Genomic DNA, 19,410 nt, shown 5'->3' with positions numbered 1-19,410 from the left:
CATGGCAGTATCGACCACCACCCTCGAGGTGGGGCAGCAGATCGGCTCGTCCACCATCGGGATCACCCGGCAGGACCTGGTGCGCTACGCAGGGGCGTCGGGAGACTTCAATCCGATCCACTGGAACCAGGCCTTCGCCGAGGGCGTAGGGCTTCCCGGCGTCATCGCCCACGGCATGTTCACCATGGGTGCCGCGGTCCAGCTCGTGACCGACTGGATCGGCGACCCGGCCGCCGTCGTCGACTACCAGACGCGCTTCACCAAGCCCGTCATCGTCGAGGACACCACAGCGCAGCCCGGCGAGCCGGGTGCAGTCGTCGAGGTGACGGGAGTCGTCGGGGCAGTGGACGCGGAGGCGTCCACCGCACGCATCGACCTCACAGTGACGTTCGCGGGGCAGAAAGTCCTCGTGAAAGCCCAGGCCGTGGTGAGGCTGCGATGACCGCACCTGTGACCGGTACCCGGTTGGCCGACCTGACGACCGCGCGCGTCGGAGGCCCTGCGCACAAGCTCGTCGGGGCATCGACCGAGCAGGGCATCATCGAGGCCGTCCGTGCCGCCGATGGCGCGGGGGAGCCACTGCTCATCATCAGCGGCGGCTCCAACCTGCTGATCGGTGACGACGGCTTCGACGGCACCGTGGTGCGCATCGCATCCACGGGCTTCACGGTCAACGACGACGACGCCACCTGTGGCGGCGTCATGGTCAACGTCCAAGCCGGGCACGACTGGGACGACCTCGTCCGCTACACCGTGATGCACGCGTTCTCGGGGCTCGAGGCGCTCTCGGGCATCCCGGGTTCCACAGGAGCCACTCCCGTGCAGAATGTCGGTGCCTACGGTGCCGATGTCTCCCAGACCATCGCCACGGTGCGGACGTTCGACCGCGAGACCGACAGGATCAAGAGCTTCACCAACTTCGAGCTGAAGTTCGGCTACCGGGACTCCCTCCTGAAGCGCACCACGGTGGACGGCTCGCCGCGCTACGTAGTGCTGTCGGTCGAGTTCCAGCTCGGACTGGGTCGTCTGAGCAAGCCCATCCGCTATGCGGAACTCGCGCGGGCCCTGGGCGTCGAGGTGGGCGCACGGGCCTACGCCAACGACGTGCGGCGCGAGGTGCTGAAGCTGCGCCGGGGGAAGGGCATGGTGCTCGACGCGGCCGATCCGGACACCCGCAGCACCGGCTCCTTCTTCACCAACCCGATCGTCCCGCAGGCCGTTGCGGACACCCTACCGGTCGACGCCCCCCGGTACCCCTCCGGTACCGAGGGGCACGTGAAGCTCAGTGCCGCGTGGCTGATCGAGCATGCCGGGTTCTCGAAGGGCTACGGGCTCGGGGACGACGACGCGCACACTGCGGCGGGTGGCAGGGCGTCCCTGTCGACGAAGCACACGCTTGCCGTCACCAACAGGGGAGAAGCCTCGACGTCGGATCTCCTCTCGGTCGCGCGGCTGGTGCGGGACGGTGTGGAGAACGCGTTCGGCATCCGCCTGGAGCCGGAACCGCTGCTCATCGGCTGCGTCCTGTAGGTCCCCGGAGTCTGTCGTCCCCCTGCGAGCGGGTGAGCGACAGCGGTCCTCCTGGGTCGGTTGCGGGTGCGACGGTCCTTGGTCGCCGGCCGTCCCACACCCACGCTCCTAGAGCGCGGGTGACCTGCGGGCCTGCTCGGCGGCAGCGCGCGTCAGCACGACGTCGTGCCAGCTGTCCTCGCGCTCGACGAGTCGGCGTGAACACAGCCACTGGGCAAGGCGCGAGGCCACGCTGATCTGTGCGAGCCGATCATGGAAGTCCGGGAGGAGCTGTGGGACGGCGAGGAAGTCCGGGAGGGCATGGAGCAGATCCCGCGCACCCATGACCTGGGCATAGGGGCTCTCGGTCCCGAACTGCCGCTCCAGGGCGAGCAACTCCTGCTCGGCGTCGGTCAGCCTGACTGCGGCGACCTGCTCGAGGTAGTCGCGGAGGTGGGTCTGGACGCGCTCGTACCGCAGCAGGCTCTCGGGATGCTGCACATGACCGCTCACGGCGAAGAAGCGCCGGAGGATGGTGTCTGCGTTCACGGAATCCATGCGCCCATCCTGCACGGGCCCTCCGACGTTATCGGGTCGAGTCGGGGGATGCCGCGCTTCGGTTGCCCTGTCTGCATGGGGCACGGTTCGGGTGCGTCGATGAAGGACCGGAATTTGTCCACATACGGGTCGGCCTGGCCCCATGGTAGAACGTGTGTTCGATAAGTTCGGGTATGGCTACAGCACCGGTCGAGGACCTCCAGGAAACAGACGTCTCCTTGAGATCTGGTGTGTCGGCGAAGTCCGGATCGTCCCTTCGAGCCGCTACATCTCCGACAGCTCGCGGACGCCAGGTGATCGACGCATCTTTGCAGAGCGAGGGATCTGTGGACGCCCAGGCGTCTTCGGAGACTGAGGGGTTTCTAGGGGCAGACGTTCCCCTGGGTTCGGTACGGGCCGCTCTGGTACGGGCGGCCGACCGGCTGATGAGCTCAGGTCGGATACTCTCCACGAGACAGGCGGTGCAGGTTCTCGTGGAGGTCGAGGACATCTCGCGGATCGTCGATCACTTGCAGGTCATCACCGCAGGCATGGCCAGGGACTTCGATCTTGCTTCGGCGGAGCAGCGCCTGGGGTCCAGCTCCCTTCCATCATCGACGGCGCAGGCACCCGAAGGACCAGCGATATCCGCCGCTGACATCGGCGCGGGCTCGGGCGCCACTTCCGGTGAACGACCGGCACAGAGATGTGCCCAGTATCTGCGGGCAAAGCTAGGTATCAGTCGGGCCGAAGCGAAGCGCCGCCTGGTGTTGGCCCAGAATGTCCTGCCCGGTACCTCCGTTTCCGGGGCCTCTCTGGATCCGCCACTGCAGACCCTGAGCATCGCCGTCGGTTCGGGCGAGGTCAGTGGGCGGGCGGCGACGATCATCTGTGCCGCGGTGGACAGGGTCCGCTGCGTCGCCGTCGACGAGCAACTCGTCCAGATGGAACGTCAGCTCACCCTGCAGGCGATCGAGTCCGACGAAGAGGTCCTGCGGTCCGTCACCCGCTACTGGGAGGCAGTGCTCGACCAGGACGGACAGGAACCCACCGAGAAGATCCTGCGCGCCCGGCAGGGTGTGTTCCTTCGGGGCCGACGCCACGGGCTGCACATGCTGGAGATCGGCGCTACGGACGAGCAGTTCGAGCACCTCGCCACGGTCATAAACACCGCCACCAATCCTCGGAGCCCCCGCGATGGCCGGTCCGGCAGCGGGACCCGGCCCGATCATGATGTCTACTTCGCGGGAAACACCACGTCTGCACAGGATCTCGCTGGGAGTGCGGCAAATGCGGGGAGTGGGGCTGGATCAGGTGGATCACCGTCGGTGTACGGCGGACCGGAGGCTGGAACCAGGGCGCAGCGCATGCTCGACGGGCTGGTCGGTGCCTGCCGGATCGCCCTCTCCGGTACGCAACTGCCTGCGACCGGAGGTCACCGGCCCCAGGTCATGGTCACGATCGACTACCGGGACCTCCTAGCCGACCTCACCACCGGTAGCGAAGGCAGCGCAGCCGGCATCGGCAGCTCAGTCAGCGCCGGCAGCACGGCCAGCATCGACAGCTCAGTCAGCGCCGGCAGCACTGCCAGCGCCGACAACGCAGGTGGGACCGGTGGCAGTGCTGGCGCTTGGCCAGGAGCCGAGGCTTGGTCCGGGTCCGGCATCAGGTCCAGACCCGGACGTGCTGTCTTCGCCGAGCAGATGAGCGCCCGAAGTGTCCGACGCCTCGCGTGTGACGCCGACATCATCCCGCTCGTGCTCGGCGGTGACGGACAGGTCCTGGATCTCGGCCGCGCAAACCGCCTATTCCCGCCCCACCTGCGCCGCGCCCTCGTCGCCCGGGACATCGGGTGCGCGTTCCCCGACTGCACCGTTCCCGCCAGCTGGTGCGAAGCACACCACATCACACCGTGGGCACACGGCGGCAATACCAGCATCGACAATGGAGTACTGCTCTGCGCCCATCACCACCACACCATCCATCAGGGCCAATGGACGGTCGCGTCCCGCAACGGCATGCCTTGGTTCACCCCACCACGACACCTCGCCCGACACGGCACCACGACCCGACGGAACAGGTACTGGAACGTCCGGCCCGACGTGCTCACCGCGCCAGGGACGGTGTCGACATGACGCCGACGGACGCCAGATGGCTCACCTACGCGCGACGTTCGACCCGGCGTCGCTCGTCCTCATGGGCGTCGTGCAGGAGTTCCAGCACTGCTGCCCCCACCCGCTGACCAGGATTCACGATCGCAATCCAGCCGAGGTGACCGTAGACCGGGTGAGGCAGGATCGTGTCCACCTCACTGAAGTCGACACCACTGGACCCGACATCGCTGGCGTCGATACCACTGGCGCTGTCTCCACTGGCGTCGACTCCGCTGGCGCTGTCCCTCACCAACTGCCGAGCCTTTGCCGACCCGACGTGGATGTTCAACCGCCACCTGCCCTCCGCATCGAGGTTCGACCGCGTGTCGTCGGGATAGTCCTTGGTGACGATCGTCGCGTAGGGCTGGGTGTGCTGCGGGACGGTTCCGTCCGGAGAGTAGTAGAAGAAGTGGTCGCCCCAGGCGATCTGCGGGGCTCCATCACCCTCTCGGGGCGCCACCTCCACCACCCCGTCGAATGCCCTGATCTCGTCGAGGATCTCGTCCATGCGCATGATCCCAGTATCGCCGCCATCCTCCACGACGGAAGAGCAGTGCAGCGCTGCTGTCAGATCATGTCACAGCAACGAAGCGTGCGCCCGGGAGACCCTACCTAGAGGTTCCCGGTGGCGATCATGAGCATGCGCCGGAGTGGCTCGGCCGCACCCCAGAGCAGCTGGTCGCCGACGGTGAAGGCGCTGATGTACTCGGGACCCATCTCGAGTTTGCGGATACGTCCCACCGGGATGTCGAGGGAACCGGTAGCTGCAACAGGGGTGAGGCCTGCAAGCGTCTCCGCCTTCGTGTTCGGGATGACGCGCACCCATTCGTTGTCCGCTGCGATGATCGATTCGATCTCATCGACAGGGAGGTCCTGCGTCAGCTTCAGGGTCAGTGCCTGTGAGTGCGACCTCATGGCCCCCACACGGACGCAGAGACCGTCGAAGGGGATACGGGTGTCAGTCCCGAGAATCTTGTTGGTCTCCGCTCCGGCCTTCCACTCCTCCTTCGACTGGCCGTTGCCGAGGTCGCTGTCGATCCAGGGGATGACGGAGCCGGCCAGGGGGACACCGAACTGGGAGGCCTCGAGGCTCGGGTGACGTTGCTTGGCGAGGATGGCCCGGTCGATGTCGAGGATCGCCGACGCCGGGTCGTCGAGGTTCATGGCGACGGTCCCGTGGAGCGCACCGAACTGGTTCAGGAGTTCGCGCATATGACGTGCTCCACCACCCGACGCCGCCTGGTAGGTCATCGAGGTGCCCCACTCCACCAGCCCGTTGCGGAAGAGCCCGCCCAGACCCATGAGCATGCACGAGACCGTGCAGTTGCCGCCGATGAAGTCCCGCACGCCGTTCGCGAGGCCGGCATCGATGGCGGACCGGTTGACGGGATCCAGCACGATCACGCTGTCCTGCTCCATCCGCAGGGTGGATGCAGCGTCGAGCCACAGGCCCGACCATCCCGCGTCACGTAGCTTGGGGTAGACCTCGGAGGTGTAGTCGCCGCCCTGCGCTGTGACGATGATCGGCAGCTTGGCGAGGGTCTCGACGTCGTACGCGTCCTGCAACGTTCCAGCACCCTCTGCGAACGACGGCGCCGCCCCACCTGCGGCCGACGTCGAGAAGAACACGGGATTGACGCGGGCGAAGTCGCCCTCGTCCTGGAGCCGCTGCATGAGGACCGAGCCCACCATGCCGCGCCAGCCCACGAATCCGACGGACGGCAGGGCGGAGCTCTCGGGTGCTGAAGTCATGCCCTCCAGTTTAGGCGTCGGACGGCCGGAGCGACCGCTTTGTGACTGGCGCCTCGCCCGCCTGCTGTAGTCCTGACAGGCAGCGGGGTGCGAGACCGCCTCCGCGGCGCTGGGGAGAGGTGGTGGGCAGACGCGTCGGGCAGAAGCGCTGGACCGAGGTGCCGGACCGCGCCAACCGACGGGGGACGCATCGCCCGGTCCTCACGTCGCCCCGGGGAGCCCGTCTGGGGACGCCGCGACCGGCGCGTTGATCACCCGATGGACTACGATGTCGGCCGGGATGATCAGCAGCCACACGAACATGGCGATCCCGGGAACGAGGAAGGCCAGCGGGATGGTCGCGGCGAACACCAGCGGTACGGGGAGCAGCGCCCGCAGCACGTACCGGTAGAGGTCCCGGTCCACGACCGACGCCATGAGCCTCGCCCGCCACGCATATGCCCATACCAGGTTCAGCATCGAGTAGACACCCGCGACCACCGTCGCGTAGAGAGCCACCGGCCAGGGCGAGGACGCCCCGCCGTACTCGCTGAGCAGAGTGGTCGGCAACGGGAGCAAGGCCACGAAGAAGAGCAGCAGCAGGTTCAGGACCTGCAGCCGGAAGTCGTACCGGACGATCACACTGAACTTCCGGTGGTGGTTCAGCCAGGCACTGCCGAGGACCGCGAAGCTGAGGACGAAGGAGAGGAAGTGCGGGAGTTGCCCCACGAGCGCGGCGCCGACCTGGTCCTCCGGAAGACCACCGGGTACCTCCAGGTCGAGGACCAGAAGGGTCATGGCGATGGCGAACACGGCGTCGCTGAAGAACACGGTCCGATCGGTCGAGTCCCCTCGCGTGAGCAGCAGCCTGTACCGGGACCTGAGGTCCTGTCGATCCGGTGGTTCGGCGTCGTCGGGGCGCTGCACGGTCCGAGCCTAGCCCTGCACCCGGACCTAGGATAGGCGGATGAACGAGGCGCCACGCGCTCGCAGGGGCGGTACCGGACGAGGATCAGGACACCTTGCCAGCACCGTGGTGCTCCTCGCCCAGCGCCTCTTCTTCCTCCTGGCGGTAGTACTTTCCGGCTGGGCGATTTACGCGCTCTTCCTCGAAGAGGTGGATGACGGCGTTCGCCAGCCGTGGGTGTTCGTGATCATCTGGGCCCTGGCCGCCTACGTCCTCGTACCGCGGATCAACAGGCTGCTGACCCGCGTCTACGTCCCCGACTACTTCATCGGGAGGACCCGCACGGCGGACGGACTCCTCGGCGATCCGGTCAACCTGGCCGTCATCGGTACGGTCCCGGATCTACGGGCCGCCATGCTGTCCGCCGGGTGGATCGAGGCCGACCCCCTGACGCTCCGCACCAGCCTGCGGATCATCACCGCGTCGGTGCTGCGCCGCAGCTACCCGTCCGCCCCGGTGAGTCCGCTCTTCGTCTTCGGCCGGAAGCAGGACCTCGCTTTCGAGCAGGAGGTCGCCGGCACTCCGTGGCAACGGCACCACGTGCGCTTCTGGACCTGTCCGCCGGGGTGGATCCTTCCTGGCGGGTTCGACGTCGACCTCGTGGGGGCCGCGACGTTCGACCGCAGCGTCGGACTGTCCCTGTTCACCTTCCAGGTGACCCACCGGGTTGCCGCCCGGACCGACGACGAACGGGACTGGGTGGTGACCAGTCTGAGGTCGAGGGCCGACGTGCGCACGATCCGGCATTTCTCCTCCGGCTACCACAGCCGCAACGGCGGTGGAGATGCGATCGAGACGGACGGCGACCTGCCCATCCTTACCCTCACGCCTCAGGGGGTGCCGGATGGTGCTCCCGACGGCTCGGATTGACTCACGTCTCACCACCTCAACGCCTCACCGCCCCGGCGACCGACCCGACGGCTGACCGGTCCTCGCGGCTTCTGTGGTCCGATCCGGCGACCGGAAACTGCCCCGGCACCCGGACGACTCTCCCGGCACCCGGACGACTCTCCCGGCACTCCGTTCAGGCGACGCCCTGTCGCCCGGCCGGCTCCTCGGGCGTCCTGGTCCAGAGACTGATGCGGTACCGGGGCCCCTTCGAGGACTCGAGCCACCCCGATTCGGGCGACAGCGCCGCGAGCGCCCAGTCGGTTCCGAGGGCCGGAGCAACGGTGTCGCCGTCGACCGTGGACTCGACGACGGTGACCAGCGCCGCATCCGCCCGCTCCATGGCGTCGGCGTAGACACGGCCTCCGCCGATCACCCAGATCTCCTCCGATCCGGGACTGGCCCGGGCGGCGTGGAACGCGGCATCGAGCGAATCGACGACGACGGCACCCGGCAGGTCCACTCCGGAGCTGGAGATGACGATGTTCGTACGATCCGGCAGCGGCCGGAACGCCGGGGGGAAGGACTCCCAGGTCCGACGGCCCATGATGACGGGATGCCCCGTCGTCGTGGCCTTGAAGTGCGCCATGTCCTCGGGCACGTGCCAGGGGATGCCGCCGTCCCGGCCGATCACGCCGTTCTCGGTCTGCGCCCAGATCAGGCCGATCACGGGACGCGACGTGACGGCGTCGGCCACGCTGAGCGTGCGGGCCTCGGTCATACCGCCACCGGTGCCTTGATCGTGGGGTGGTGCTGGTAGTCGACCACTTCGAAGTCCTCCAGTGCGTAGTCGAAGATGCTGGCTGGCTTCCGCTTCAGCTCGATCCGCGGGTACGGGTACGGCTCCCGGGACAGCTGCTCCGCGACCTGCTCCACATGGTTGTCGTAGACGTGGACGTCGCCGCCGGTCCAGATGAACTCGCCGGGCTCGAGCCCGGTCTGCTGCGCCACCATGAGGGTGAGCAGTGCGTAGGACGCGATGTTGAAGGGGACACCGAGGAACGTGTCGGCCGACCGCTGGTACAGCTGACAGGAGAGCCTGCCTGGACCGCCGTCCACGCCGGGCGTCACGTAGAACTGGAAGAACACGTGGCAGGGAGGCAGCGCCATGCTGGAGATCTCGGAGACGTTCCACGCCGAGACGAGGTGACGGCGCGAGTCCGGATTGGTCTTCAGGGCTTCGACCACCTGGGCGATCTGGTCGATGTGCCCGCCGTCGGGCGTGGGCCACGAGCGCCACTGGACGCCGTAGACCGGACCGAGCTCGCCGTCGTCGTCGGCCCACTCGTTCCAGATGGAGACGCCGCGCTCCTGCAGCCAGCGGACGTTCGAATCACCGCGGAGGAACCAGAGCAGCTCGAGCGCCACGGACTTGAAGTGCACGCGCTTGGTGGTGATGAGCGGGAAGGACTCGCTGAGATCGAACCGCAGCTGCCGGCCGAAGACGCTCCGGGTGCCGGTGCCCGTCCTGTCGCTCTTCGCCGCGCCGTTCGCCATCACGTCGCGCAGCAGGTCCTCGTACGGGGTGGGGATGGGAGTGCTCACCCCGCAAGTCTAGGACGAACGCGAAGCCGGGGGTTGCCGCCGTACCCCCGGTAGACTTCCCCGGAGCCCGTGTACGGACGGCCGGCGCAGGTCACCTGCCGTTCACATTCCACCGGAAGAATCCCGACTGTGACCACACCTCCGCCCGCGACCGAGGCAAAGCCCTCCTCCGCGCAGTTCGCCGCGTCCGCGCTCGCCCCGACGCCCCGCACGCTCCTCGACATCCTCCGTGCCACGGCCGCCGAACACCCCAGCGCCTCGGCGCTCGACGACGGCACCTCGGATCTGAGCTACGCCGAGCTGGTCGTCGCCGCCGAACAGTTCGCGGCCCGTTTGCACGATGCGGGAGTGGGACGCGGGGACACCGTGGGGGTGCGTATCCCCTCGGGCACCAACGAGCTCTACATCGCGATCCTGGGTGTGCTCACCGCAGGCGCCGCCTACGTGCCGGTCGACGCCGACGATCCCGACGAGCGCGCACGCGTGGTCTTCGCCGAATCCCGTGCTGCCGCCGTCGTCGGGCAGGGACTGTCGGTGACCACCGGAACGGGCGGGCGCCGGGGAGGCGCGGGCGCCCCGACGCCCGATGACGACGCCTGGGTCATCTTCACCTCCGGGTCCACGGGGACGCCGAAGGGTGTGGCGGTCACGCACCGCTCCGCTGCCGCCTTCGTCGACGCCGAGGCGCGCCTGTTCCTGCAGCGTGATCCGATCGGACCCGCCGACCGCGTACTCGCGGGCCTGTCCGTGGCGTTCGATGCGTCCTGCGAGGAGATGTGGCTCGCCTGGCGGAACGGTGCGTGTCTCGTGCCGGCGCCCCGTGCGCTCGTGCGCACCGGCGTCGATCTCGGTCCCTGGCTCATCGCCCGGGGGATCACGGTCGTGTCCACGGTGCCCACGCTCGCTGCGCTGTGGCCCGCCGACTCCCTCGAGAACGTGCGCCTCCTCATCTTCGGCGGTGAGGCCTGCCCGCCCGAGCTCGCCCAACGCCTGGCGGTCCACGACCGCGAGGTGTGGAACACCTACGGTCCCACCGAGGCGACGGTCGTCGCCTGCGCAGCACGCCTCGGCCGCCAGGGCCCCGTGCGTATCGGCCTGCCGCTGGACGGGTGGGACCTGGCCGTCGTCGACGAGTCCGGCATGCCCGTGGCGGAGGGCGGCACGGGCGAACTGATCATCGGCGGAGTGGGCCTGGCCCGCTACCTGGATCCCGCCAAGGACGCCGAGAAGTACGCACCGATGCCGACCCTCGGATGGGAGCGGGCGTACCGTTCGGGCGACCTCGTCCAGCTCCACGCTGCCGGACTCGTCTTCGTGGGACGTGCCGACGACCAGGTGAAGCTCGGCGGCCGGCGTATCGAGCTCGGCGAGGTTGACGCCGCCCTGCAGGCGCTGCCGGGGATCGCCGGCGCGGCCGCAGCCGTCCGGTCGACGCCGTCGGGCAACCAGATCCTCGTCGGCTACCTCGTGCCGGCCGGAGCCGATCCCGACCTGCCGGCGCTGCGCACCCTCCTGGCCGACGCACTGCCCGCGGCCCTGGTACCGCTGCTGACCGTCACCGGTGCACTGCCCACCAAGACGAGCGGCAAGGTGGACCGGAACGCCCTGCCCTGGCCCCTCGCCGGCGTCGGCGACCCCGGCGCTCCGGGCAGCATCGAGGACCTCGACCCCCGCGTGCAGTGGATCGCGGACCAGTGGGCCGCCGTCCTGGGCACGGTACCGGCCGACGAGGACGCCGACTTCTTCCTGCACGGCGGCGGATCCCTCGCCGCGGCCCGGCTCGTCTCGCTGATCCGCACGCGCTACCCGGTCGTCACGGTCGCCGACATCTACGCGCACCCCCGGCTCGCCGCCCTCGCCGCATTCGCCGCGGGCACGGGCGACGGCGACGAGCAGCCCGCCGCGCCGGAACGGGCGGTGCGCCACACGGCCCGCAAGTCACAGGTCTTCCAGACGCTCATGGGCATCCCGCTGCAGTTCCTCGCGGGCATGCGCTGGCTGACCTACGCGATGATCGCGAACAACGTCCTTGCAGGACTCGGGGTCCTCACGGCAGCTCCGACCCTGTCCTGGTGGTGGGTAGTGGCGTCGTGGCTCGTCTTCGTCAGCCCGTTCGGCCGCATGGCGCTGTCCGTCCTCGCCGCCCGCATCCTGCTGCGCGGCGTACGGCCCGGTGTCTACCCCCGGTCCGGCAGGGTGCACCTGAGGCTCTGGCTCGCCGAACAGATCTCGGACAGCGTGGGTGCGGTCGGCCTCGCCAGCGCACCCTGGGTGCCCGTGTACGCGCGGGCGCTCGGCGCGAGCATCGGCCCCGACGTGGACCTCCACTCCGTCCCGCCTGTCACCGGCCTGCTCACGCTCGAGGCCGGGGCCTCCGTGGAACCGGAGGTGGACCTCTCGGGGTGGTGGATCGACGGCGACCGCGTCCACATCGGGGCCATCTCGGTGGGTGCGGGCGCCGTGGTCGGTGCACGCAGCACCCTGATGCCGGGAGCGCGCATCGGTACCGGGGCCGAGGTGGCCCCGGGCTCCGCCGTCCATGGCACCGTCAGGTCGGGTCAGCTCTTCTCGGGCTCGCCCGCCACCCGGGCCGGCAGGGCGAAGCACGAGTGGCCGGACACCCTGCCCGCGCGCTCGCCGCTGCGCTCCCGCCTGTCCTTCGCGGCGTTCGCTGCGGCGTCGGGCGCGCTCGCACTCATCCCGTACGCCGCGGCCGTCGTCGCAGCGCTGCCCGTCGTGGCGGCACTGCAGGGAGAGCCGTCGCTCTCGGCCGCCCTGCCGTCCCTGGTGGGTCCCGTGGTCCTCGCAGCGGTCCTGTGGTTCGTGGTCAACGCCGTCCTCGTGCTGGCGACGGTGAGGCTGCTGGGGATCGGGCTGGGGGAGGGCCACTACCCGGCGCACAGCCGGATGGGCTGGCAGATCTGGGCCACCGAGCGCACCCTCGACATGGCGCGGGACCTGCTCTTCCCGCTCTACGCGAGCCTGTTCACACCTGTGTGGCTCCGGCTCCTCGGGGCGCGGGTGGGCCGCAATGTCGAGGCCTCCACCGTGCTGCTGATCCCGAAGATGACCACCATCAACGAGGGTGCGTTCCTCGCCGACGACACCATGGTGGCCTCGTACGAACTCGGCGGCGGTTACCTGCGGATCGCGCCCGCGAAGATCGGACGCCGTGCGTTCCTCGGCAACTCCGGTATGACGTCGGCGGGGCGCCGTGTGCCCAAGAACTCACTCGTCGCCGTGCTGTCGGCCACGCCCGCGAAGGCCAAGGCCGGTAGCTCCTGGCTGGGCAGCCCGCCGTCGCGCCTGCGCCGGCTCGCCGTCACGGGCGACCAGAGCAGGACCTTCGAACCGTCCCGGCGCCTGAAGACGGCCCGCGGCTTCTGGGAGGTCTGCCGCGTGGTGCCGATCATCCTCACCGTGATGATCGGCGCCGCCGCCCTCGTGGTCTTCGACGCGCTCGCGCTTCAGGGCGGGTACCTCGTGGCGGCCCTGTTGAGCGGTGTGGTGTTCATGGTGCTCGGTGCGGTCGCGGCCGGGAGCGCCGTCGTCGCGAAGTGGCTGCTGGTCGGACGGATCACGGCGGGTGAACACCCGCTGTGGAGCTCCTTCATCTGGCGCAACGAGGTGGTGGACACCTTCATCGAGAGCGTCAGCGCACCCTGGTTCGCGCGGGCGGCCAGCGGCACGCCGGCGCTGGTGTGGTGGCTGCGGGCCCTGGGCTCGAAGATCGGCTCCGGCGTGTGGTGCGAGAGCTACTGGCTGCCCGAGGCCGACCTGGTGACGCTCGGCTCGGGGTCCACAGTCAACCGGGGATGCGTGGTGCAGACCCATCTCTTCCATGACAGGATCATGAGCATGGACACCGTGGAGCTCGCTGCTGGAGCCACCCTCGGCCCCCACAGCGTGATCCTGCCCGCCGCGCAGATCGACGCGGGAGCCACCGTGGGGCCGGCGTCGCTCGTGATGCGCGGCGAGACCGTCCCTGCAGGCACCTACTGGATGGGGAATCCGGTCAGTTTCTGGTCGGGCCCGGGAGACGGTGCGTGAGCAGCAGCCCCGAGAGCTTCGCCCCTGATCCGTACACACCGACCAACGGCAGCACCTCCTACCGTGTGGTGCACTACGACCTCACGCTCGACTACAAGCTCCTGAGCAACCGCCTGGCCGGCCGCGCCGTCCTCACGCTGACCGCCCACAGGGAGCTGCACCAGCTCGAGCTCGACCTCAGCGGGCTCCGCACCACCAAGGTCACCTCGGACACCGCCCGTGTCCGTTCCTTCAAGGACCGCAACGGCAAGCTCGTCATCGCGTTCAGGGATCCTGTGCCCGACGACGCCGAGTTCCGGCTCGACATCCGGTACGAGGGCAACCCCGCGCCGATCTCCGGCACATGGGGCGAGGTGGGATGGGAGGAGCTGACCGACGGCGTCCTCGTGGCCGGGCAGCCCACCGGGGCACCGTCCTGGTTCCCCTGCAACGACCATCCCTCGCAGAAGGCGTCCTACCGGTTCACGGCTACGACGGATTCCGGGTACAGGGCCATCTGCAACGGCGTGCTCGTCTCGCGCATCGCCAGGTCCAGCCGGACCACCTGGGTGTACGAACAGGCGGAACCGATGGCCACCTACCTCGCCACGGTGCAGATAGGACGCTACGACCTCGTGGCACTGAACGATCCCTCGCGGCCCGCCGTCGGCCTGCCCGGCCATGCGGTGCCGCGGGAGCCGGGGAGCCCCGTGCCGCAGTACGCCGCCGTGCCGCCGACCCTGGCGCCGGCCGCCAAGGCGTCGCTGGCCCGGCACCACGAGATGATGTCCGTGTTCGAGCAGCGCTTCGGGCCCTACCCCTACCCCCAGTACCTCGTGGTGGTGGCCGACGACGACCTGGAGATCCCGCTCGAGGCCCAGACGCTCTCGATCATCGGCCGCAACCACCTCGACCAGGGCTGGGAGGCGCAGCGGCTGATCGCCCACGAGCTCGCCCATCAGTGGTTCGGCAACGCGGTCACGGCAGCACGATGGCAGGACATCTGGCTGCACGAGGGCTTCGCCTGCTATGCCGAGTGGATCTGGTCCGAGGCCAGCGGGTCGACGACGGCGGAGACCCACGCGCGAGCCACGCACCAGCGCCTCGGGGTGAAGCCCCAGGACCTCGTGATCGGCGACCCCGGTGCTGCGGACATGTTCGACGATCGCGTCTACAAGCGCGGCGCCCTCACGCTGCATGCGCTCCGCAGGGCCGCGGGTGACGACGCCTTCTTCGCGCTGCTGGGCGCGTGGTCCGGGGAGTACCGCTTCGGGACGGCCACCACGCCCGACTTCGTCGCGCTCGCCGTACGACTGCTTCCGGGCGTACAGGTGGAGGGCTTGCTCACGCCGTGGCTGTTCTCGGAGGCGCTCCCCGCCCTGTGAGGCCGGGGATGCGCCCCGCATGATCCCCGGGACGATCCTTCACGTGTCGTCTCACGGCATCGCGCAGGGACGCCTCCCGGGGTCCCTCGCGCAATCCCTCATGCGATCACGGCGAGAGCGGCCACCAGCCCCAGGGGTTCGAGTGGCACACCGTCGACGGACTGGAGGTCGCCGATACGACGGTCGTGCAACACCTCGACCGCGCCGGGATCACGATCGGTGAAGCCCGTGCCCAGTGCCTTGACGAGGGCTTCCTTGCGGGTCCACAGCCGTGCGCGCTCGGTGCCCTGATCCCCGACGGGAAGCGCTCCGACGGCGAGCAGCTCCTCCGGTGTCAGGGCCACGGCGTCGAAGCCGTCGAAGTCCAGCGCCGTGACGGCGGCGAGGTCGACGCCGAGACGCGCGTGTGGGGTGCGGCCTGCACCGGGACCTGTAGCCCCCGCCGGTCCGGAACCGGCACCCGGTACCCCTCCCGGTCCTGACGCACGCGGGTCCAGCGCTCCCAGCAGCACGAACCCGCCGGCTCTGGACAGGCTGAGGGCCAGCGGCACCTGTTCGTCGTCGAGGAGGTACTCCGGCCGTCCGTGGTCGGGAACGCCGTCCGGTCCGCAGACCGGACACGTGAACCGCGACGCGAGGAGTTCTGCCTGCACTCCGAGCAGGTCGGCGACGAAGAGGCGCAGGAGGTACCTGCCGGCGATGAAGGAGGTGGAGTGCGCGGGTTCGATGCGCACTGCCCGCGAGCGTTCGACGTCGTCGAGCAGCCGGAGCATCGAGGCGGCGGGCGGGAGTTCGGGACCGATGCCGTGCAGCCGCAGCGCCACAGCCGCCGGAGGGCCGGCCGGTGGAACGGCGTCCGGTGCGCGGGGAGAGGACCTCATGTCACCATCGTCCCCGGAGGCACGGCCGCTGGGCCACACGCCGACGACGCCGCCCCGTGCGCCGTCCCTAGTGGACCCGTCCGAACAGCTCGGCGCAGACGTCGTCGCGCAGCACGAACGGTCGTGGACGGTCGCTGTCGGCGGCCCGCCCGTACACGTAGTAGCCGCGGCCCTCGCCGGGGCCACCGGCTGCGCGATCGATGGCGTGCAGGAGCTTCGGCGTCAGCGGTCCGGCAGGCCCGATCCGGTGGATCTGCTCGATCTCGTGCGGTGCGAGTCCCCGCACGAGGGCCTTCACATCGGCCATGGGTGCATTCCTGTCGTCGGTGCCGGTCCGTGCATCAGCCCCCGACAGTAGATGAAGGGGGTGAACGGGATGTGAACTGCGGCGGTATCGGCGCTGACGCCACGTGAACTGCTCGTCCTCGACGGGTGGGTGCACGTCGACCGCGGTCCGCCGGGGAGGACAGACGGACGAGGAGCACCAGGCGGCGCGACGAGAAGCCACTGGTCCCGGCGCCCGGAGGGCGGAGTCCTCACCAGCGGAGGCTGCGATCCCGGCGTGTCCGACAGGCCCTCGGGTCAGTCATCGTAGGCGCGGAACTGCTCCACCGAGACGATCCGCCCCTGGTTCAGGCTGCTGACCTGGCAGATCACCGCCTCGCCGGGAGCGAGATACGGGTCGTCGATGGGCAGGAGCTCCTGCAACGCGGCCGCCATGTGGTTCCCCAGGACCGAGAACACGAGCGGCAGGACGGGCCGATGGGTGCACAGCGCCACCGGCCGACGCTTGTCGAACACCCGCTCGACGGCGGACCGCGTACGCCCGGGCCTGCGGGCGGCGTCGTGCTCGGTGAGGGCGTCGACGAGCTTGAGCTTCGCCCTGCGCTGGTTGACGTAGGGGGAGATGGTCTGGACGCACCGGTCCCACGGGCTGCTCACCACGCGCTCCGGGTTCCATGCCTGGAGCAGGCGGCTCACCGCGATGGCCTGCCGCCGGCCCGTGGCGGCGAGGGGGCGCTCACCCTCCGCCCTGCTCCACGAGGATCGCGGCTTCGCCTTCGCGTGCCGGACCACGATCAGGGACCAGGTCTGCAGGTCCTTCGCTTCGTGGGCTGCGACGAGGGCGTCGAGGGGTTCGACGTCGGACGGGTTGCTCAGCAGGTCACGCGCAGTCTCCGGCCGCACCCACCGCACCCGGTCCACCTCCTTGCCGTCCGGGGTGGGCCGCGGGCGTTCGGCCCTGGCCGCCCAGTACTGGACGACCTTCTGGCCCGACGTCACGGGGTAGCTGATGGTGGCGAGGGGGATGCCGAGCTTGACGCTCAGTCCCACCTCCTCCATGGTCTCGCGGACGGCGCACTCCGGCGTCGTCTCGCCCGGATCGAGCTTGCCCTTCGGCCATGACCAGTCCCGGTAGCGGGGCCGGTGGATGATCAGGACCTCGAGCCTGCCCTTCTCGATGCGCCAGCACAGCGTCCCGGCGGCGATGATCTCGCCACTGCCCTGGGCGGAGGCGGAGTCGACTGTCGGTGCGGCCATCAGCGGCGTGACACCGCTCGCTGCCGGGACCTGGAGGCGAGCAGCCAGGACTGGATGTCCTCGAGGGGGGCGCCGTCGTCGTCCTTGTGGTGACGTGTCCAGCATCCGCTCTCGTCCAGGTGCCAGCTCGAGACCTCGGGGTTCATGTAGCGGTCCATGAGGTTCATCAGGTAGGAGATGTCCTCGGGCGCGCTGAGCTGCACGAGGGCTTCGACACGACGGTCCAGGTTGCGGTGCATCATGTCCGCGGAACCGATGAAGACCGCCGGGTCGCCGCCGTTGGCGAAGGCGAAGACGCGCGAGTGCTCCAGGAAGCGGCCCAGGACGGAGCGTACGGTGACGTTTTCGCTGAGGCCGGGGACGCCGGGACGCACCGAGCAGATGCCGCGGACGATCACGTCCACCGTCACGCCGGCCTGCGACGCACGGTAGAGGGAGTCGATGATCGCCTCGTCCACCATCGAGTTGACCTTGATGACCACGCGGGCGGCCCGACCTGCCTGCTTGTTGGCGATCTCCCGCTCGATGCGGTCGATCAGCCCCGAGCGGACCGAGCGCGGTGCGACGAGCAGGCGCTTGAAGGTGGACTTCGGAGCGTATCCGGAGAGCTGGTTGAACAGGCGCGAGAGGTCCTGGCCCACCTGCTCGTTGGCGGTGAGCAGGCCGAGGTCCTCGTAGTACCGGGCGGTGCGCGGGTGGTAGTTGCCCGTGCCGATATGACAGTAGCGGCGCAGCCCGTCGATCTCCTGCCGCACCACGAGCGAGAGCTTGCAGTGCGTCTTGAGGCCCACGATGCCGTACACCACGTGGACGCCGGCCTGCTCCAGCTTGCGCGCCCACGAGATGTTGGCCTGCTCGTCGAAGCGGGCCTTGATCTCCACGAGGGCCAGTACCTGCTTGCCCGCCTCGGCGGCGTCGATCAGGGCATCCACGATGGGGGAGTCGCCCGACGTCCTGTAGAGCGTCTGCTTGATGGCCTGCACCTTGGGATCGGCGGCGGCCTGCTCGAGGAACGCCTGCACCGACGTCGAGAACGAGTCGTACGGGTGGTGCAGCAGGATGTCCCTGCGACGCATGGCCGCGAAGACGTTGGCGGCCTTCGAGGTCTCGCTCTCGTTGAGGTGGCGGCTCGTGTGCGCGACGTGCTTCGGGTAGTGGAGGTCGCCGCGGTCGATCCCCGCGATCACGCTGAGGCCCCGGAGGTCCAGGGGGGCGGGGAGGGTGTAGACCTCGTCCTCCTCGACGCCGAGTTCGCGGGACAGCAGCGCACGGATGCTCGGGTTGATGTCCGTGGTCACCTCCAGGCGTACGGGCGGACCGAACCGGCGGCGCAGGAGCTCCTTCTCGAGGGCCTGCAGAAGGTTCTCGGCGTCGTCCTCCTCCACCTCGAGGTCCTCGTTGCGCGTGACACGGAACAGGTGGTGCTCGAGGACCTCCATGCCGGGGAAGAGCTGGTCGAGGTGGACGGCGATGACCTCCTCGAGCGGGATGAAGCGTGCGATCCGCCCGGCCACGTTGCCGGCTCGGGGACCGTCCACCGATATGAGGCGGGGCAGCTGGTCCGGTACCTTGACGCGGGCGAAGAGCTCCTTCTGGCTGACGGGATTGCGCACCACGACGGCGAGGTTCAGCGACAGCCCGGAGATGTAGGGGAAGGGGTGAGCCGGGTCGACGGCGAGCGGCGTGAGGATCGGGAAGACCTTCTCGCCGAACATCTTGTGCAGTTCGGCCCGTGCGGTCTCGTCGAGCTCCGCCCACGTGGTCAGGTGGATCTGCTCCGCGGCGAGCGCGGGCCGGATGTGCTCGGCGAACACGGCCGCGTGGCGCTGCTGCAGCTGGTAGCCGTCCTGCATGATCTTCTCGAGCTGCTCGATCGGGCTGAGGCCTGCGGCGGACGGCACGGCCAGGCCGGTGGCGATCCGGCGCTTCAGGCCGGCCACGCGCACCATGAAGAACTCGTCGAGGTTGGAGGCGAAGATGGACAGGAAGTTCACGCGCTCCAGGAGGAACAGGTCGGGATCCTCCGCCAGTTCGAGGACGCGGGCGTTGAAGTCGAGCCAGCTGATCTCGCGGTCCAGGAAACGGTCCGGGCGGATGTCACCGGTGGGCAGGAGGCTGGGCGCGAACTCCGGGATGTCGATGCGGTCCTGCGTCGCGCGGGCCGGAGCGGTCTCGGAGGATCCGTACAGTGAAGCGCTCCGGGGTCGGGTCTCTGAATCCATTGCGTCTCCTGCAGCGTGATC

At 69.3% G+C, this 19,410-nt stretch carries 16 protein-coding genes; 6 read left to right on the top strand and 10 right to left on the bottom strand.

Features of this window, described 5'->3' with window-relative positions:
• Position 1 precedes the first annotated feature (1 nt).
• Positions 2–442: a MaoC family dehydratase gene (locus CI785_RS15480; RefSeq protein ID WP_105032965.1), complete on the top strand. Its 441-nt coding sequence runs from the start codon at positions 2–4 to the stop codon at positions 440–442.
• The gene (locus CI785_RS15475) at positions 439–1,530 is read left to right on the top strand and encodes a UDP-N-acetylmuramate dehydrogenase (protein ID WP_240615232.1); all 1,092 of its coding nucleotides are present in this window, start codon (positions 439–441) and stop codon (positions 1,528–1,530) included. Before CI785_RS15480 ends, CI785_RS15475 begins: the two co-directional genes overlap by 4 nt.
• 108 nt (positions 1,531–1,638) lie before the next feature.
• Here the strand turns inward: CI785_RS15475 and CI785_RS15470 are convergent, their stop codons facing one another.
• A complete protein-coding gene (locus CI785_RS15470; RefSeq protein WP_105032963.1) occupies positions 1,639–2,067 on the bottom strand; it encodes a hypothetical protein in 429 nt (142 codons plus the stop codon).
• Between the two features lie 173 nt (positions 2,068–2,240).
• Between CI785_RS15470 and CI785_RS17710 the strand changes: the two genes are divergently transcribed.
• On the top strand, positions 2,241–4,181 hold the full coding sequence (locus tag CI785_RS17710) for a DUF222 domain-containing protein (RefSeq protein ID WP_105032962.1): 1,941 nt from the start codon (positions 2,241–2,243) through the stop codon (positions 4,179–4,181).
• A 25-nt stretch (positions 4,182–4,206) separates the two neighbouring features.
• Here CI785_RS17710 and CI785_RS15460 read toward each other — a convergent pair whose 3' ends face one another.
• From CI785_RS15460 to CI785_RS15450, 3 genes are all read right to left on the bottom strand, one after another.
• Entirely contained in the window at positions 4,207–4,707 is a 501-nt protein-coding gene (locus CI785_RS15460; RefSeq protein WP_240615231.1) for a DUF6194 family protein, read from the bottom strand.
• 104 nt (positions 4,708–4,811) lie between these two features.
• The gene (asd, locus tag CI785_RS15455; protein WP_105032961.1) at positions 4,812–5,951 is read right to left on the bottom strand and encodes an aspartate-semialdehyde dehydrogenase; all 1,140 of its coding nucleotides are present in this window, start codon (positions 5,949–5,951) and stop codon (positions 4,812–4,814) included.
• A gap of 201 nt (positions 5,952–6,152) precedes the next feature.
• A complete protein-coding gene (locus CI785_RS15450; RefSeq protein ID WP_240615230.1) occupies positions 6,153–6,857 on the bottom strand; it encodes a TMEM175 family protein in 705 nt (234 codons plus the stop codon).
• A gap of 40 nt (positions 6,858–6,897) precedes the next feature.
• Between CI785_RS15450 and CI785_RS15445 the strand changes: the two genes are divergently transcribed.
• Positions 6,898–7,767 (top strand): LssY C-terminal domain-containing protein, encoded by an 870-nt coding sequence (locus tag CI785_RS15445; RefSeq protein WP_105032960.1) that lies wholly within the window; start codon positions 6,898–6,900, stop codon positions 7,765–7,767.
• Positions 7,768–7,921: 154 nt separating this feature from the next.
• Here the strand turns inward: CI785_RS15445 and CI785_RS15440 are convergent, their stop codons facing one another.
• Both CI785_RS15440 and CI785_RS15435 read right to left on the bottom strand, forming a co-directional pair.
• On the bottom strand, positions 7,922–8,506 hold the full coding sequence (locus CI785_RS15440) for a dihydrofolate reductase (RefSeq protein WP_105032959.1): 585 nt from the start codon (positions 8,504–8,506) through the stop codon (positions 7,922–7,924).
• Entirely contained in the window at positions 8,503–9,282 is a 780-nt protein-coding gene (locus tag CI785_RS15435; protein ID WP_240615272.1) for a thymidylate synthase, read from the bottom strand. Before CI785_RS15435 ends, CI785_RS15440 begins: the two co-directional genes overlap by 4 nt.
• 177 nt (positions 9,283–9,459) lie before the next feature.
• On the opposite strand from CI785_RS15435, the gene CI785_RS15430 reads away from it, so the two are divergent.
• Both CI785_RS15430 and CI785_RS15425 read left to right on the top strand, forming a co-directional pair.
• The gene (locus CI785_RS15430) at positions 9,460–13,380 is read left to right on the top strand and encodes a Pls/PosA family non-ribosomal peptide synthetase (protein WP_105032957.1); all 3,921 of its coding nucleotides are present in this window, start codon (positions 9,460–9,462) and stop codon (positions 13,378–13,380) included.
• Entirely contained in the window at positions 13,377–14,744 is a 1,368-nt protein-coding gene (locus CI785_RS15425; RefSeq protein WP_105032956.1) for a M1 family metallopeptidase, read from the top strand. The genes CI785_RS15430 and CI785_RS15425 overlap by 4 nt, the downstream gene beginning before the upstream one ends.
• Positions 14,745–14,842: 98 nt before the next feature.
• On the opposite strand, the gene CI785_RS15420 is transcribed toward CI785_RS15425, so the two are convergent.
• The 4 genes from CI785_RS15420 to CI785_RS15405 all read right to left on the bottom strand — a co-directional run bounded on the left by CI785_RS15420 (position 14,843) and on the right by CI785_RS15405 (position 19,389).
• A complete protein-coding gene (locus CI785_RS15420) occupies positions 14,843–15,625 on the bottom strand; it encodes a 4'-phosphopantetheinyl transferase family protein (protein ID WP_105032955.1) in 783 nt (260 codons plus the stop codon).
• 67 nt (positions 15,626–15,692) lie between these two features.
• Positions 15,693–15,932, bottom strand: coding sequence for a hypothetical protein (locus tag CI785_RS15415; RefSeq protein WP_105032954.1), 240 nt, complete (start codon positions 15,930–15,932; stop codon positions 15,693–15,695).
• Between the two features lie 275 nt (positions 15,933–16,207).
• A complete protein-coding gene (locus CI785_RS15410) occupies positions 16,208–17,167 on the bottom strand; it encodes an NUDIX hydrolase (protein WP_105032953.1) in 960 nt (319 codons plus the stop codon).
• Positions 17,167–19,389 carry an RNA degradosome polyphosphate kinase gene (locus CI785_RS15405; RefSeq protein ID WP_205753646.1) on the bottom strand — a complete coding sequence of 741 codons (2,223 nt, stop codon included), beginning with the start codon at positions 19,387–19,389 and terminating at the stop codon, positions 17,167–17,169. The genes CI785_RS15410 and CI785_RS15405 overlap by 1 nt, the downstream gene beginning before the upstream one ends.
• Between the last annotated feature and the right edge of the window lie 21 nt (positions 19,390–19,410).

This window comes from Arthrobacter ruber (assembly GCF_002954225.1).
GTDB lineage: Bacteria > Actinomycetota > Actinomycetes > Actinomycetales > Micrococcaceae > Arthrobacter_D > Arthrobacter_D ruber.
This window is presented reverse-complemented; position numbering and strand designations above follow the sequence as displayed.

Bases quoted from the DNA above. Each gene is read 5' to 3' on its own strand.
- CI785_RS15420 (WP_105032955.1), bottom strand. From the start codon at position 15,625: ATGAGGTCCTCTCCCCGCGCACCGGACGCCGTTCCACCGGCCGGCCCT.
- CI785_RS15440 (WP_105032959.1), bottom strand. From the start codon at position 8,506: ATGACCGAGGCCCGCACGCTCAGCGTGGCCGACGCCGTCACGTCGCGT.
- CI785_RS15460 (WP_240615231.1), bottom strand. From the start codon at position 4,707: ATGGACGAGATCCTCGACGAGATCAGGGCATTCGACGGGGTGGTGGAG.
- CI785_RS15410 (WP_105032953.1), bottom strand. From the start codon at position 17,167: ATGGCCGCACCGACAGTCGACTCCGCCTCCGCCCAGGGCAGTGGCGAG.
- CI785_RS15435 (WP_240615272.1), bottom strand. From the start codon at position 9,282: ATGGCGAACGGCGCGGCGAAGAGCGACAGGACGGGCACCGGCACCCGG.
- CI785_RS15470 (WP_105032963.1), bottom strand. From the start codon at position 2,067: ATGGATTCCGTGAACGCAGACACCATCCTCCGGCGCTTCTTCGCCGTG.
- CI785_RS17710 (WP_105032962.1), top strand. From the start codon at position 2,241: ATGGCTACAGCACCGGTCGAGGACCTCCAGGAAACAGACGTCTCCTTG.
- CI785_RS15475 (WP_240615232.1), top strand. From the start codon at position 439: ATGACCGCACCTGTGACCGGTACCCGGTTGGCCGACCTGACGACCGCG.
- asd (WP_105032961.1), bottom strand. From the start codon at position 5,951: ATGACTTCAGCACCCGAGAGCTCCGCCCTGCCGTCCGTCGGATTCGTG.
- CI785_RS15480 (WP_105032965.1), top strand. From the start codon at position 2: ATGGCAGTATCGACCACCACCCTCGAGGTGGGGCAGCAGATCGGCTCG.
- CI785_RS15445 (WP_105032960.1), top strand. From the start codon at position 6,898: ATGAACGAGGCGCCACGCGCTCGCAGGGGCGGTACCGGACGAGGATCA.
- CI785_RS15405 (WP_205753646.1), bottom strand. From the start codon at position 19,389: ATGGATTCAGAGACCCGACCCCGGAGCGCTTCACTGTACGGATCCTCC.
- CI785_RS15415 (WP_105032954.1), bottom strand. From the start codon at position 15,932: ATGGCCGATGTGAAGGCCCTCGTGCGGGGACTCGCACCGCACGAGATC.